The following is a 14,812-nucleotide window of genomic DNA, read 5'->3' as shown; positions in this document are numbered from 1 at the left end:
TAATTAGAAGCGGTAGTGCGAGAACGCTTTGTTGGCTTCAGCCATACGGTGCACGTCTTCACGCTTCTTGACGGCAGCGCCTTTGCCTTCAGCGGCATCCAGCAGCTCGCCAGCCAGGCGCAGGGCCATGGACTTCTCGCCACGCTTGCGGGCGAAGTCCACCAGCCAACGCATGGCCAGTGCATTACGACGGGACGGACGTACTTCGACCGGAACCTGGTAGGTAGCACCGCCAACACGGCGGGACTTCACTTCGACCAGCGGAGCGATGGCGTCGAGTGCTTTTTCGAAGAGTTCCAGGGGGTCACCTTTACTGCGCTCTTTGACCTTGTCCAGAGCACCGTAAACGATACGCTCGGCAACGGCTTTCTTGCCGCTTTCCATCACGTGGTTCATGAACTTGGCCAGAATCTGGCTTCCGTATTTCGGATCGGCCAGGATCTCACGTTTGGCCGCTACACGACGTCTTGGCATTGATAAGCCCTCAAACGGTCTTCAGGTTAGCTCGGGACCAGGCCCGACCTTACTCTTATCGACTCAGCAAATAGGAAAACAAAATTACTTCGGACGCTTGGCGCCGTACTTGGAACGACCCTGCTTACGGTCTTTAACGCCGGAGGTATCCAGCGAACCGCGCACGGTGTGGTAACGCACACCCGGGAGGTCCTTTACACGACCGCCACGGATCAGCACTACGCTGTGCTCTTGCAGGTTGTGACCTTCACCACCGATGTACGAGGAAACCTCGAAACCGTTGGTCAGACGAACACGGCACACTTTACGCAGTGCGGAGTTCGGCTTCTTCGGGGTGGTGGTGTATACGCGGGTGCATACGCCGCGACGCTGAGGGCAGTTCTGCAGGGCAGGAACGCCGCTCTTGTCTACCAGGCGCTTGCGCGGTTTGCGCACCAGCTGGTTGATAGTTGCCATCTATAGCTCCACTGATTGTCTTACGACACTTAAAAACGAAAATGGGCAGAGCGTGAGCCCTGCCAATTTTCGGGGTACAAGATACTAAAGAGCTTCCTGTACACCGTCAAGACGAAGCCCCGGTTGTCAAGACAACCGGGGCTTCGTTTGAGGCTTAGTTACCGCTCAGGTTGAGCGCTTCGGCCAGTGCAGCTTCGGCTTCGCTCGCGCTGACGCGCTGCGGTTTGCCGAGATCGCGCTGACGCTTGCGCTCGCTGTGGTAAGCAAGGCCGGTACCTGCCGGGATCAGACGACCCACGACCACGTTTTCCTTCAGGCCGCGCAGGAAGTCGCGCTTGCCGGTGACCGCCGCTTCGGTGAGAACGCGGGTGGTCTCCTGGAAGGATGCCGCCGAGATGAACGACTCGGTGGACAGCGAGGCCTTGGTGATACCCAGCAGGACGCGCTCGTACTTGGCCGGGAACTTGTCCTGGGTACCCAGTACTTCGTTCTCTTCCAGCACGTGTACCAGCTCGACCTGGTCGCCCTTGATGAAGGACGAATCGCCCGACTCGGCCACTTCGACCTTGCGCAGCATCTGACGCAGGATGGTCTCGATGTGCTTGTCGTTGATCTTCACGCCCTGCAGACGGTAAACGTCCTGGATCTCGTTGACGATGTACTTGGCCAGCGAGCTGACACCCAGCAGACGCAGAATGTCGTGCGGGTTGCTCGGGCCGTCGGAGATCACTTCACCACGGCTTACCTGTTCACCTTCGAACACGTTCAGGTGACGCCACTTCGGAATCAGCTCCTCGTACGGATCGCTACCGTCGGTGGGAGTGATGACCAGGCGGCGCTTGCCCTTGGTTTCCTTGCCGAAGGAAATGGTGCCGCTGATTTCCGCCAGGATCGAAGGCTCTTTCGGACGACGAGCTTCGAACAGGTCGGCAACGCGCGGCAGACCACCGGTGATGTCACGGGTCTTCGAGGTTTCCTGCGGGATACGCGCGATAACGTCACCGATACGCACCTTCGCGCCATCGTTGAGGTTGACCAGTGCGTTTGCCGGCAGGAAGTACTGGGCCGGTACGTCGGTACCCGGCAGCAGCAGATCCTTGCCTGCGGCGTCGATCAGCTTCACGGCCGGACGGATGTCCTTGCCGGCAGCCGGACGATCCTTCGGATCCATCACTTCAATGTTGGTCAGACCGGTCAGTTCGTCGGTCTGGCGCTTGATGGTGATGCCCTCTTCCATGCCCACGAAGGCCACGGTGCCGTCCATCTCGGTGACGATCGGGTGGGTGTGCGGGTCCCACTTGGCGACGATGGCGCCCGGATCGACCTTGTCACCTTCCTTCACGGAAATCACCGCACCGTACGGCAGCTTGTAGCGCTCGCGCTCACGACCGAAGTCGTCGGCTACCGCCAGCTCACCGGAACGGGAAACCGCTACCAGGGCGCCGTCGGCACGCTCTACGTGCTTCAGGTTGTGCAGGCGAATGGTGCCGCCGTTCTTGACCTGTACGTTGTCCACGGCGGAAGTACGGCTGGCCGCACCACCAATGTGGAAGGTACGCATGGTCAGCTGGGTACCCGGCTCACCGATCGACTGGGCGGCGATAACGCCGACAGCTTCACCGATGTTCACGCGGTGACCACGGGCCAGATCGCGGCCGTAGCACATGGCGCAGATGCCGTGACGGGTTTCGCAGGTGATCGGCGAGCGCACAACAACTTCGTCGACGCTCATCTGCTCGAGGAAATCGACCCACTTCTCGTCGATCAGGGTGCCAGCTTCGACGATGACGTCGTCGCTGCCCGGCTTGAACACGTCGCGTGCAATCACACGGCCGAGTACACGCTCACCCAGCGGCTCAACCACGTCGCCACCTTCGATGTGCGGAGACATGACCAGGCCATGCTCGGTGCCGCAATCGATCTCGGTCACGACCAGGTCCTGGGCCACGTCGACGAGACGACGGGTCAGGTAACCGGAGTTCGCGGTCTTCAGTGCGGTATCCGCCAGACCTTTACGAGCACCGTGAGTGGAGATGAAGTACTGGAGTACGTTCAGGCCTTCACGGAAGTTCGCGGTGATCGGGGTCTCGATGATGGAGCCGTCCGGCTTGGCCATCAGGCCACGCATACCGGCCAGCTGACGGATCTGGGCCGCGGAACCCCGCGCACCGGAGTCCGCCATCATGTACATGGAGTTGAAGGACTCCTGGTCGACCTGCTTGCCTTCGCGATCGGTCACCTTCTCTTTCGAGAGGTTGGCCATCATCGCCTTGGACACTTCGTCGTTGGCCTTGGACCAGAGGTCGATCACCTTGTTGTACTTCTCGCCCTGGGTTACCAGGCCGGAGGCGTACTGGCTCTCGATCTCCTTCACTTCCTCGGTGGCGGCATCGATGATGCGGGCCTTTTCGTCCGGGATGACGAAGTCGTTCACGCCGATCGACACACCGGAGATGGTCGAGTAGGCGAAGCCGGTGTACATCAGCTGGTCAGCGAAGATGACGGTGTCCTTCAGACCCACCACGCGGTAGCAGTGGTTGATCAGCTTGGAGATCGCCTTCTTCTTCATCGACTGGTTGACCACGTCGAAGGGCAGGCCGGCCGGGACAACCTGGAACAGCAGCGCACGGCCGACGGTGGAGTCGACGATGCGGGTGTTGGCGGTCAGGGAGCCGTCTTCGTTCTTGATCTTCTCGTTGATGCGCACTTTCACGCGGGCGTGCAGGGACACCTGGCCGCTGCGGTACGCGCGGTCAACTTCCTGCAGGTCTGCGAAAGCCATGCCCTCGCCCTTCGCGTTGATCGCTTCACGGGTCATGTAGTACAGACCCATTACCACGTCCTGCGACGGAACGATGATCGGCTCGCCGTTGGCGGGCGACAGAATGTTGTTGGTGGACATCATCAGCGCGCGCGCTTCCAGCTGAGCCTCGAGGGTCAGCGGAACGTGCACGGCCATCTGGTCACCGTCGAAGTCGGCGTTGTATGCGGCGCAGACCAGCGGGTGCAGCTGGATGGCTTTACCTTCGATCAGTACCGGCTCGAACGCTTGGATGCCCAGACGGTGCAGAGTCGGCGCACGGTTCAGCAGTACGGGGTGTTCGCGGATGACTTCAGCGAGAACGTCCCATACTTCCGGCAGCTCGCGCTCGACCATCTTCTTGGCGGCCTTGATGGTGGTGGCCATGCCACGACCCTCCAGCTTGCCGAAGATGAACGGCTTGAACAGCTCCAGGGCCATTTTCTTCGGCAGACCGCACTGGTGCAGACGCAGGGTCGGACCTACGGTAATTACCGAACGGCCGGAGTAGTCCACGCGCTTACCGAGCAGGTTCTGACGGAAGCGCCCCTGCTTACCCTTGATCATGTCAGCCAGGGACTTCAGCGGGCGCTTGTTCGAGCCGGTGATGGCACGGCCTCGACGGCCGTTGTCCAGCAGGGCGTCGACGGCTTCCTGCAGCATGCGCTTTTCGTTGCGCACGATGATGTCCGGAGCGGCCAGGTCGAGCAGACGCTTCAGACGGTTGTTACGGTTGATCACGCGACGATACAGATCGTTCAGATCCGAAGTCGCGAAGCGGCCGCCATCCAGCGGAACCAGCGGACGCAGGTCCGGCGGCAGCACCGGCAGGACGGTCAGCACCATCCACTCCGGATGGTTGCCGGAGCCCTGGAAGGCTTCCATCAGCTTCAGGCGCTTGGACAGCTTCTTGATCTTGGTTTCCGAGTTGGTCTGCGGAATCTCTTCGCGCAGGCGGCCGATCTCGTGCTCCAGATCGATAGCGTTGAGCAGCTCGCGAACGGCTTCCGCACCCATGCGGGCGTCGAAGTCGTCACCGAACTCTTCGAGGGCTTCGAAGTACTGCTCGTCGTTCAGCAGCTGGCCCTTCTCCAGGGTGGTCATGCCCGGATCGATCACCACGTAGCTCTCGAAGTAGAGCACGCGCTCGATGTCACGCAGGGTCATGTCCAGCAGCAGGCCGATACGGGACGGCAGGGACTTCAGGAACCAGATGTGGGCGACCGGCGAGGCCAGTTCGATGTGGCCCATGCGCTCACGGCGCACCTTGGCCAGGGCGACTTCAACGCCGCACTTCTCGCAGATCACACCGCGGTGCTTGAGGCGCTTGTACTTACCGCACAGGCACTCGTAGTCCTTCACCGGGCCGAAGATCTTGGCGCAGAACAGGCCATCGCGCTCCGGCTTGAAGGTACGGTAGTTGATGGTCTCCGGCTTCTTAACTTCGCCGAAGGACCAGGAACGAATCATCTCGGGCGAGGCCAGACCAATACGGATGGCATCGAACTCCTCGATTTGACCCTGGTTTTTCAACAGATTGAGCAAGTCTTTCAAGGCCTTTCCTCCTCACGGACCCGGTGCGACTGGCCTTGACCAGCCGCACCGTTCTGACGTCACGTGTTATTCGGTTTCCAGTTCGATATCGATGCCGAGCGAGCGTATCTCTTTGATCAGCACGTTGAAGGACTCGGGCATGCCGGCCTCCATGCGGTGATCCCCGTCCACGATGTTCTTGTACATCTTGGTACGGCCGTTCACGTCGTCCGACTTCACGGTCAGCATTTCCTGCAGGGTGTAGGCGGCACCGTAGGCTTCCAGAGCCCAGACCTCCATCTCCCCGAAACGCTGGCCACCGAACTGCGCCTTACCACCCAGCGGCTGCTGGGTAACCAGGCTGTAGGAGCCGGTGGAACGCGCGTGCATCTTGTCATCGACCAGGTGGTTCAGCTTGAGCATGTACATGTAACCAACGGTGGTCGTACGCTCGAACTGGTTGCCGGTGCGGCCATCGAACAGACGCATCTGGCCGCTCTCCGGCAGATCGGCCAGCTTCAGCATGGCCTTGATCTCGCGTTCCTTGGCACCGTCGAACACCGGGGTAGCCATGGGCACGCCGCCCTTGAGGTTGTTGGCCAGAGCGATGATCTCGTTATCGTTCAGCTCGTCCAGGTTCTCCTGGCGGCCGCCGATCTCGTTGTAGATCTCGTTCAGGAAGGCACGCAGTTCGGCGATCTTGCGCTGCTCTTCGAGCATGCGGTTGATCTTCTCGCCCAGACCCTTGGCCGCGAGGCCCAGGTGGGTTTCGAGGATCTGACCGACGTTCATACGCGACGGTACGCCCAGCGGGTTCAGGACGATATCGACCGGAGTACCGTTGGCGTCGTGCGGCATGTCTTCGACCGGCATGATCACCGAGACCACACCCTTGTTACCGTGGCGGCCCGCCATCTTGTCGCCCGGCTGGATGCGGCGCTTGATGGCCAGGTAGACCTTGACGATCTTCAGTACGCCCGGAGCCAGGTCGTCGCCCTGCTGCAGCTTGCGCTTCTTGTCTTCGAACTTGTCGTCCAGCATCTGACGGCGGTCGCTGATGTAGGCCTGGGCCTTCTCCAGCTGCTCGTTCAGAGCGTCTTCCGCCATGCGCAGCTTGAACCACTGGCCGCGCTCGAGGCCGTCCAGGTACTCGTCGGTGATCTCTGCGCCTTTCTTCAGGGCAGGACCGCCGTCGGCCTTGGCACCGACCAGAGCGGAACGCAGACGCTCGAAGGTCGCGCCTTCGACGATGCGGAACTCTTCGTTCAGATCCTTGCGGATCTCGTCCAGCTGCATCTTCTCGATGGACAGGGCGCGGCTGTCGCGCTCTACGCCATCACGAGTGAAGACCTGTACGTCGATGACGGTACCCTTGGTGCCGGTCGGCACGCGCAGGGAGGTGTCCTTCACGTCGGACGCCTTCTCACCGAAGATCGCGCGCAGCAGCTTCTCTTCCGGAGTCAGCTGGGTCTCGCCTTTCGGGGTGACCTTGCCGACCAGGATGTCGCCGGCCTGCACTTCGGCGCCGACGTAGACGATACCGGCTTCGTCCAGCTTGTTCAGCGCAGCCTCACCCACGTTCGGGATGTCCGCGGTGATTTCTTCTGGGCCGAGCTTGGTGTCACGGGCAACGCAGGTCAGTTCCTGAATGTGGATCGTGGTGAAACGATCTTCCTGGACCACGCGCTCGGACAGGCAGATGGAGTCTTCGAAGTTGAAGCCGTTCCAGGGCATGAACGCTACGCGCATGTTCTGACCCAGAGCCAGTTCACCCATGTCGGTGGACGGACCGTCGGCCAGGATGTCGCTGCGCGAAACCTTGTCACCCTTCTGCACCAGCGGACGCTGGTTGATGCAGGTGTTCTGGTTGGAACGGGTGTACTTGGTCAGGTTGTAGATGTCGACGCCGGCTTCGCCAGTCTCGACTTCGTCGTCGTTCACGCGCACCACGATACGGCTGGCATCGACGGAGTCGATCACGCCGCCCCGGCGAGCAACCACGCAGACACCGGAGTCACGGGCGACGTTGCGCTCCATGCCGGTACCTACCAGCGGCTTGTCAGCGCGCAGGGTCGGTACAGCCTGACGCTGCATGTTCGAACCCATGAGCGCACGGTTGGCGTCGTCGTGCTCGAGGAACGGAATCAGCGAGGCAGCGACGGAAACAACCTGCTTCGGCGAAACGTCCATGAGGGTGACGTCTTCCGGCGCCTTCACGGTGAATTCGTTCAGGTGACGTACGGCTACCAGTTCGTCGATCAGCTGACCTTTTTCGTTCAGGGTCGCGGACGCCTGAGCGATGACGTGGTCAGCTTCTTCGATCGCGGAGAGGAAGACGATGTCGTCGGTGACCAGACCTTCCTTCACCACGCGGTACGGGCTTTCCAGGAAGCCGTACTTGTTGGTGCGGGCGTAGGTAGCCAGGGAGTTGATCAGACCGATGTTCGGACCTTCAGGGGTTTCGATCGGGCACACGCGGCCGTAATGGGTCGGGTGTACGTCACGAACCTCGAAGCCTGCGCGCTCACGGGTCAGACCACCTGGGCCGAGTGCGGAGACGCGGCGCTTGTGGGTGATCTCGGAGAGCGGGTTGTTCTGGTCCATGAACTGCGACAGCTGGCTGGAACCGAAGAATTCCTTGATCGCAGCAGCCACCGGCTTGGCGTTGATCAGGTCCTGCGGCATCAGGCCTTCGCTTTCGGCCATCGACAGGCGTTCCTTGACCGCGCGCTCTACACGCACCAGGCCAACGCGGAACTGGTTCTCGGCCATTTCGCCGACGCAACGGACACGACGGTTACCCAGGTGGTCGATGTCGTCGACGATGCCTTTACCGTTACGGATGGCAACCAAGGTCTTGAGGACCTCGACGATGTCTTCCTTGCTCAGTACGCCCGGGCCTTCGATCTCGGTGCGACCGATACGACGGTTGAACTTCATGCGGCCAACGGCCGACAGGTCGTAACGCTCGGCGCTGAAGAACAGGTTGCCGAACAGGGTCTCGGCAGCTTCCTTGGTCGGCGGCTCACCAGGACGCATCATGCGATAGATCTCGACCAGCGCTTCCAGTTGGTTGCTGGTGGAGTCGATCTTCAGCGTGTCGGAGATGAACGGACCGCAGTCGATGTCGTTGGTGTACAGGGTTTCCAGACGCACGACCTGGGCCTTGGCGATCTTGGCCAGGGCGTCGACGGTCAGCTCGGTGTTGCACTCGGCGATGATCTCGCCGGTAGCCGGGTGCACGACGGCCTTGGCCACGGTACGGCCAATCAGGTAGTCGAACGGCACTTCCAGCTGGGTGATACCCGCCTTCTCGAGCTGGTTGATGTGGCGCGCAGTGATACGACGACCCGCTTCGACGATGACCTTGCCGCTGGCATCCTTGATGTCGAAGCTGGCGATCTCGCCACGCAGACGCGACGGCACCAGCTCCAGGTTCAGGGTCTCGCCCTTGATCTGGAAGACGTTGGTGTCATAGAACGCGTTGAGGATTTCCTCGGTGCTGTAGTTCAGCGCGCGCAGCAGGACGGACGCCGGCAGCTTGCGGCGACGGTCGATACGGACGAACACGCAGTCCTTCGGATCGAACTCGAAGTCCAGCCAGGAGCCGCGGTAGGGGATGATGCGAGCGGAGTACAGCAGCTTGCCGGAGCTGTGGGTCTTGCCACGGTCGTGGTCGAAGAACACACCCGGGGAACGGTGCAGCTGGGAAACGATGACGCGCTCGGTACCGTTGATGATGAAGGTACCGTTCTCGGTCATCAGGGGGATTTCCCCCATGTAGACTTCCTGTTCCTTGATGTCCTTGATCGCTTTGTTCGACGATTCTTTGTCGAAAATGATCAGGCGCACTTTCACACGCAGCGGGACGGCGAAGGTCACACCGCGCAGCACGCATTCCTTGACGTCGAATGCCGGCTCACCCAGACGGTAGCCGACGTATTCCAGGGCAGCATTGCCGGAATAGCTGATAATCGGGAAAACGGACTTGAAGGCCGCATGCAGGCCGATGTCTCGAACCTGGTCCTTGCTCGCGCCGGCCTGCAGGAATTCGCGATAGGAATCCAGCTGGATGGCCAGCAAATACGGCACATCCATGACGTCCGGCAACTTGCTAAAGTCCTTGCGGATACGTTTTTTCTCAGTGTATGAGTAAGCCATCAGCGTTCCCCAGCTTGGTCACCTGCTTGTTTGGCCTCTCCCTCGCAGGGAGCAGCCCAAAAATCGTGCAAACCCTAGGTTTGCGCCGCCACTCGGGCGGGATTTTCGCGTTATGGAGGGGCACCTACGGCACCCCACCCATAACGGAAAAAGGCCGGTGGCAATTGCCACCAGCCATCAGCCTGTCGCTTAACGCTCGGGCTGTAGACGCAAGGTCCGAACTTACTTGAGCTCGACCTTGGCGCCTGCTTCTTCCAGGGCTTTCTTGGCAGCTTCGGCTTCTTCTTTCGAAGCGCCTTCCTTGACCACGCCCGGGGCGCCGTCAACGACAGCCTTGGCTTCTTTCAGGCCCAGGCCGGTCAGTTCACGAACGACCTTGATCACGTTCACTTTCTTGTCGCCAGCTTCGGCCAGGACGATGGTGAACTCGGTCTGCTCTTCAGCAGCAGCAGCCGGGCCAGCAGCCGGGCCAGCAGCAACAGCAGCAGCAGCGGTAACGCCGAACTTCTCTTCCATCGCCTTGATCAGTTCAACGATCTGCATGACGGACATTTCGGATACGGCGTTGATGATGTCTTCGTTGGTCAGAGCCATGACTCTAATTCCTGTATTGGGTGACGGCCTAAGGCCATCGAATTAAACAAAAAAGGTTGAAAGGAGTTGCCGAGCCTTAGGCTGCGGTAGCTTCTTTCTGATCGCGAATTGCCGCCAGAGTACGAGCCAGCTTGCTGGTAGCGCCCTGAATGACGCTCATCAGCTGCGCAACAGCTTCGTTGTAGGTCGGCAGGGTCGCCAGCACGTCGATCTGGTTGGCTGCGAGGAACTGACCCTCGAACGCGGCCGCCTTGATCTCGAACTTGTCCTGACCCTTGGCAAACTCCTTGAAGATACGAGCGGCAGCGCCCGGATGTTCGTTGGAGAAAGCAATCAGGGTCGGGCCCTTGAACACGTCGTTGAGCACTTCAAACTGAGTGCCTTCAACGGCGCGCTTGAGCAGGGTGTTACGTACGACTTTCACGTACACACCAGCTGCGCGGGCCTCTTTACGGAGTCCGGTCATTGCGCCGACAGTCACGCCGCGTGCATCAACCACGACAGCGGACAGACCGGCTTTGGCAGCCTCGTTGACTTCAGCGACGATGGCCTTCTTGTCTTCGAGTTTAATTGCCACGGGTTTACTCCTGGATGTTACCGATTCGTCCAGCCGGAGCCGGACGGCGTTTTGGTGTCTGATTCGGTTAACGAATCGGGAGCACCATCTGCGTAGGCTTGAGGTTTAAGGCTTGCGCCGCCTACGGTCTTGGACAGCCCCCGCCAGGCAGGGACCCCAATACCTGCGAACAGTGGGCGAACCCACTGTTCGACTTAGTTCATCAGCCTTCCAGCGAAGCCTGATCGATCTGCAGACCCGGGCCCATGGTGGTGCTCAGGGTTACGCGCTGAACGTACACGCCCTTCGAGGAGGACGGCTTCAGACGCTTCAGATCGCTCAGCAGCGCTTCCACGTTCTGCTTCAGCTTGGCCGGCTCGAAGTCGATCTTGCCAACAGAAGCGTGGATGATGCCGTTCTTGTCGGTACGGAAACGTACCTGACCGGCCTTGGCGTTCTTGACGGCGGTGGCGACGTCCGGAGTCACGGTGCCGACTTTCGGGTTCGGCATCAGACCGCGCGGGCCGAGTACCTGACCCAGCTGGCCAACAACGCGCATGGCGTCCGGGGAAGCGATGACGACGTCGTAGTTCAGGTCACCGGCCTTCATTTCGGCAGCCAGTTCGTCCATACCGACCTTGTCAGCACCGGCAGCCAGAGCAGCTTCAGCGCCCGGACCCTGGGTGAAGACGGCAACGCGTACGGATTTGCCGGTACCGTTCGGCAGAACGGTGGCGCCACGTACGACCTGGTCGGATTTACGCGGATCAACGCCCAGATTGATGGCGATGTCTACGGATTCCTTGAACTTGATGGTCGACAGTTCGGCCAGCAGTTTGGCGGCATCTTCGAAGCCGTATTGCTTGCCAGCTTCAACCTTCTCGGCGATAGCCTTTTGACGCTTGGTCAGCTTAGCCATTACACACCCTCCACGTTCAGGCCCATGCTGCGCGCGGAGCCAGCGATGGTACGTACGGCAGCGTCCAGGTCAGCAGCGGTCAGGTCAGCCTGCTTGGCCTTGGCGATCTCTTCCAGCTGAGCACGGGTAACAGTGCCCACTTTCTGGGAGTTCGGACGAGCGGAGCCGCTGGAGATGCCGGCTGCTTTTTTCAGCAGAACGGATGCCGGGGTGCTCTTGGTTTCAAAGGTGAAGCTGCGGTCGCTGTAAACGGTGATGATCACAGGAGTCGGCAGACCAGGTTCCATGCCCTGGGTCTTGGCGTTGAACGCCTTGCAGAATTCCATGATGTTCACGCCGTGCTGACCCAGAGCCGGGCCGACGGGCGGCGACGGGTTGGCCTGGCCGGCCTTTACTTGCAGCTTGATGTAAGCCTGGATTTTCTTAGCCATTTGCTACTCCAAATTCGGGTCAAGCGCCCTGACGGGCTCCCCGGTTGCTTTCGCGTTTATCCCAATGACGACAAAACCCCGCAGCCTAGGGCTGCGGGGTGTGGGATTCATTGTGCCAGTTAAACTTTCTCTACCTGGCTGAACTCCAGCTCTACCGGGGTAGAGCGACCGAAAATGAGCACAGCGACCTGGATGCGGCTCTTTTCGTAGTTAACCTCTTCGACGACGCCGTTGAAATCAGCGAACGGACCATCGATCACACGAACGGTCTCGCCCGGCTCGAACAGGGTCTTCGGCTTCGGCTTGTCACCGCTATCGGCAACGCGACGCAGGATGGCGTCAGCTTCCTTATCGGTGATCGGAGCCGGCTTGTCGGCAGTACCACCAATGAAGCCCATGACGCGAGGAGTATCCTTGACCAGGTGCCAAGTACCCTCGTTCATTTCCATCTGCACCAGGACATAGCCGGGGAAGAACTTGCGCTCACTCTTGCGCTTCTGGCCGTTCCGCATCTCCACGACTTCTTCGGTGGGGACGAGAATCTCACCAAACCCGTCTTCCATGCCGGCCAGTTTGACCCGCTCGATCAGCGAGCGCATGACATGCTTCTCGTAACCCGAGTAAGCATGCACAACGTACCAACGCTTAGCCACGGAACACCCTTAACCTACGATCATGGAAACCAGCCAACCCAGCAGGGAGTCGAGCCCCCAAAGCACCAGCGCCATTACCAGCACTACTGCCACTACGATCAGCGTGGTCTGAGTTGTCTCTTGACGAGACGGCCATACAACCTTGCGAATCTCGGCGCGAGCTTCTTTAGCGAGAGTAAAGAATGCACGCCCCTTGACGGTCTGCAGCGCAGTGAAACCTGCAGCAGCAGCCATTACGAGAATACCGAGAACGCGATAGAAGATCGGTTGCGCCGAGTAATACTGGTTGGCAACCACCGCCACCACAACCAGCACCGCAACCACAAGCCACTTCAAGAGATCAAGACGCGACTCTTTGGCTTCTACCTTCGCATTCATCTGCTAGGAATCCCGTTTAAAGAAGTGCCAGATCTTGAGGAATCTGGCAGGCCAGGAGGGAATCGAACCCCCAACCTGCGGTTTTGGAGACCGCCGCTCTGCCAATTGAGCTACTGGCCTAGAACAAAGTCAGGCCGACCATTATGCCGGCCTGAGGGGAAAAGATCAATCGATTATTCGATGATCTTGGCAACCACGCCGGCACCAACGGTACGGCCGCCTTCGCGGATCGCGAAGCGCAGGCCATCTTCCATGGCGATCGGAGCGATCAGGGTGACAACCATTTTCACGTTGTCGCCCGGCATTACCATCTCAACGCCTTCCGGCAGTTCGCAGTTGCCGGTTACGTCGGTGGTACGGAAGTAGAACTGCGGACGGTAGCCCTTGAAGAACGGGGTGTGACGACCACCTTCTTCCTTGGACAGCACGTACACTTCGCACTCGAACTTGGTGTGCGGCTTGATGGTGCCCGGCTTGGCCAGAACCTGGCCACGCTCTACGTCTTCACGCTTGGTGCCGCGCAGCAGGACGCCGACGTTCTCACCAGCACGACCTTCGTCGAGCAGCTTGCGGAACATTTCAACGCCGGTGCAGGTGGTCTTGGTGGTCGCCTTGATGCCGACGATTTCCACTTCTTCCTGAACCTTGACGATGCCACGCTCAACACGGCCAGTTACCACGGTGCCACGACCGGAGATCGAGAACACGTCTTCGATCGGCATCAGGAACGGCTGGTCGATTGCACGAACCGGCTCGGGGATGTAGGAGTCCAGGGTCTCTACCAGCTTGCGCACGGCGGAAACGCCCATCTCGTTGTCGTCCTGGCCGTTCAGAGCCATCAGAGCGGAACCCACGACGATCGGGGTGTCATCGCCCGGGAAGTCGTAGGTGTTCAGCAGGTCGCGAACTTCCATCTCGACCAGTTCCAGCAGCTCGGCGTCGTCAACCATGTCGGCCTTGTTCAGGAACACGACAATGTAAGGAACGCCTACCTGACGGGACAGCAGGATGTGCTCACGGGTCTGCGGCATGGGGCCGTCAGCAGCGGAGCAAACCAGGATCGCGCCGTCCATCTGGGCAGCACCGGTGATCATGTTCTTCACGTAGTCGGCGTGGCCCGGGCAGTCTACGTGCGCGTAGTGGCGAACGGGCGAGTCGTATTCAACGTGAGAGGTGTTGATGGTGATACCACGAGCCTTCTCTTCCGGCGCATTGTCGATCTGGTCGAAAGCGCGAGCGGAGCCGCCCCAGGTCTCGGAGCAGACCTTGGTCAGAGCAGCGGTCAGAGTGGTTTTACCGTGGTCAACGTGACCGATGGTGCCGACGTTTACGTGCGGCTTGTTACGCTCAAACTTTTCTTTAGCCATCTTGACCGCCTCCCGTAAGGAATTGAGAAAGTCACGCCACCATTAAAACAAAGGCAGATATTTTCATATCTGCCTTTGCGAGATGGAGCTCATGAGCGGATTTGAACCGCTGACCTCACCCTTACCAAGGGTGTGCTCTACCAGCTGAGCTACATGAGCAAGACATAAGCAACAAACTTGGAGCGGGTAGCGGGAATCGAACCCGCATCATCAGCTTGGAAGGCTGAGGTTCTACCACTGAACTATACCCGCGGAGCTTGAGGCTCACGCTTGAAACTGGTGGAGGGGGAAGGATTCGAACCTTCGAAGTCTGAGACGTCAGATTTACAGTCTGATCCCTTTGGCCGCTCGGGAACCCCTCCGAGTGAGGCGGCATTCTACAGCCTGCCACCGCGTTGTCAACTGTTTTTCTTTAAAAAACTTGAGCTTAGCTCTTCGACAACGGCTTCCAGTGTTTTCCCTTTTCAGGTCACCCCTGTGAAGCGGGCGC

At 59.8% G+C, this 14,812-nt stretch carries 11 protein-coding genes and 4 tRNA genes; all 15 read right to left on the bottom strand.

Translation table 11 applies throughout. From position 1 onward, the window contains the following. Positions 1–3 precede the first annotated feature (3 nt). Positions 4–474 (bottom strand): 30S ribosomal protein S7, encoded by a 471-nt coding sequence (gene rpsG / locus SD196_RS03010; RefSeq protein WP_275609983.1) that lies wholly within the window; start codon positions 472–474, stop codon positions 4–6. Between the two features lie 84 nt (positions 475–558). Further along, the gene (gene rpsL, locus SD196_RS03005) at positions 559–930 is read right to left on the bottom strand and encodes a 30S ribosomal protein S12 (protein ID WP_015475317.1); all 372 of its coding nucleotides are present in this window, start codon (positions 928–930) and stop codon (positions 559–561) included. Positions 931–1,084: 154 nt separating this feature from the next. Next, positions 1,085–5,284, bottom strand: coding sequence for a DNA-directed RNA polymerase subunit beta' (gene rpoC, locus SD196_RS03000; RefSeq protein ID WP_275609982.1), 4,200 nt, complete (start codon positions 5,282–5,284; stop codon positions 1,085–1,087). Between the two features lie 66 nt (positions 5,285–5,350). Beyond that, the gene (gene rpoB, locus SD196_RS02995; RefSeq protein ID WP_275609981.1) at positions 5,351–9,424 is read right to left on the bottom strand and encodes a DNA-directed RNA polymerase subunit beta; all 4,074 of its coding nucleotides are present in this window, start codon (positions 9,422–9,424) and stop codon (positions 5,351–5,353) included. A 222-nt stretch (positions 9,425–9,646) separates the two neighbouring features. Next, the gene (rplL, locus tag SD196_RS02990; protein WP_275609980.1) at positions 9,647–10,018 is read right to left on the bottom strand and encodes a 50S ribosomal protein L7/L12; all 372 of its coding nucleotides are present in this window, start codon (positions 10,016–10,018) and stop codon (positions 9,647–9,649) included. A 76-nt stretch (positions 10,019–10,094) separates the two neighbouring features. Next, the gene (gene rplJ, locus SD196_RS02985) at positions 10,095–10,595 is read right to left on the bottom strand and encodes a 50S ribosomal protein L10 (protein WP_015475313.1); all 501 of its coding nucleotides are present in this window, start codon (positions 10,593–10,595) and stop codon (positions 10,095–10,097) included. A 202-nt stretch (positions 10,596–10,797) separates the two neighbouring features. Then, positions 10,798–11,493, bottom strand: a complete 696-nt coding sequence (rplA, locus tag SD196_RS02980; RefSeq protein WP_275609979.1) for a 50S ribosomal protein L1 — start codon at positions 11,491–11,493, stop codon at positions 10,798–10,800. Continuing rightward, a complete protein-coding gene (gene rplK, locus SD196_RS02975; RefSeq protein WP_275609978.1) occupies positions 11,493–11,924 on the bottom strand; it encodes a 50S ribosomal protein L11 in 432 nt (143 codons plus the stop codon). Before rplK ends, rplA begins: the two co-directional genes overlap by 1 nt. A gap of 119 nt (positions 11,925–12,043) precedes the next feature. Further along, the gene (gene nusG / locus SD196_RS02970; protein ID WP_015475310.1) at positions 12,044–12,577 is read right to left on the bottom strand and encodes a transcription termination/antitermination protein NusG; all 534 of its coding nucleotides are present in this window, start codon (positions 12,575–12,577) and stop codon (positions 12,044–12,046) included. A 9-nt stretch (positions 12,578–12,586) separates the two neighbouring features. Further along, on the bottom strand, positions 12,587–12,955 hold the full coding sequence (gene secE, locus SD196_RS02965; RefSeq protein ID WP_275609977.1) for a preprotein translocase subunit SecE: 369 nt from the start codon (positions 12,953–12,955) through the stop codon (positions 12,587–12,589). 44 nt (positions 12,956–12,999) lie between these two features. Next, positions 13,000–13,075, bottom strand: a tRNA-Trp gene (locus SD196_RS02960). A gap of 53 nt (positions 13,076–13,128) precedes the next feature. Then, positions 13,129–14,322 (bottom strand): elongation factor Tu, encoded by a 1,194-nt coding sequence (tuf, locus tag SD196_RS02955; protein ID WP_152219891.1) that lies wholly within the window; start codon positions 14,320–14,322, stop codon positions 13,129–13,131. A gap of 83 nt (positions 14,323–14,405) precedes the next feature. Beyond that, a tRNA-Thr gene (locus SD196_RS02950) sits at positions 14,406–14,481 on the bottom strand. 19 nt (positions 14,482–14,500) lie between these two features. Beyond that, positions 14,501–14,574, bottom strand: a tRNA-Gly gene (locus SD196_RS02945). A 25-nt stretch (positions 14,575–14,599) separates the two neighbouring features. Beyond that, positions 14,600–14,684 (bottom strand) — tRNA-Tyr (locus SD196_RS02940). Positions 14,685–14,812: the final 128 nt, after the last annotated feature.

It is taken from the genome of Pseudomonas macauensis (genome assembly GCF_047902425.1).
In the GTDB taxonomy this organism is placed as follows: domain Bacteria; phylum Pseudomonadota; class Gammaproteobacteria; order Pseudomonadales; family Pseudomonadaceae; genus Pseudomonas.
This window is presented reverse-complemented; position numbering and strand designations above follow the sequence as displayed.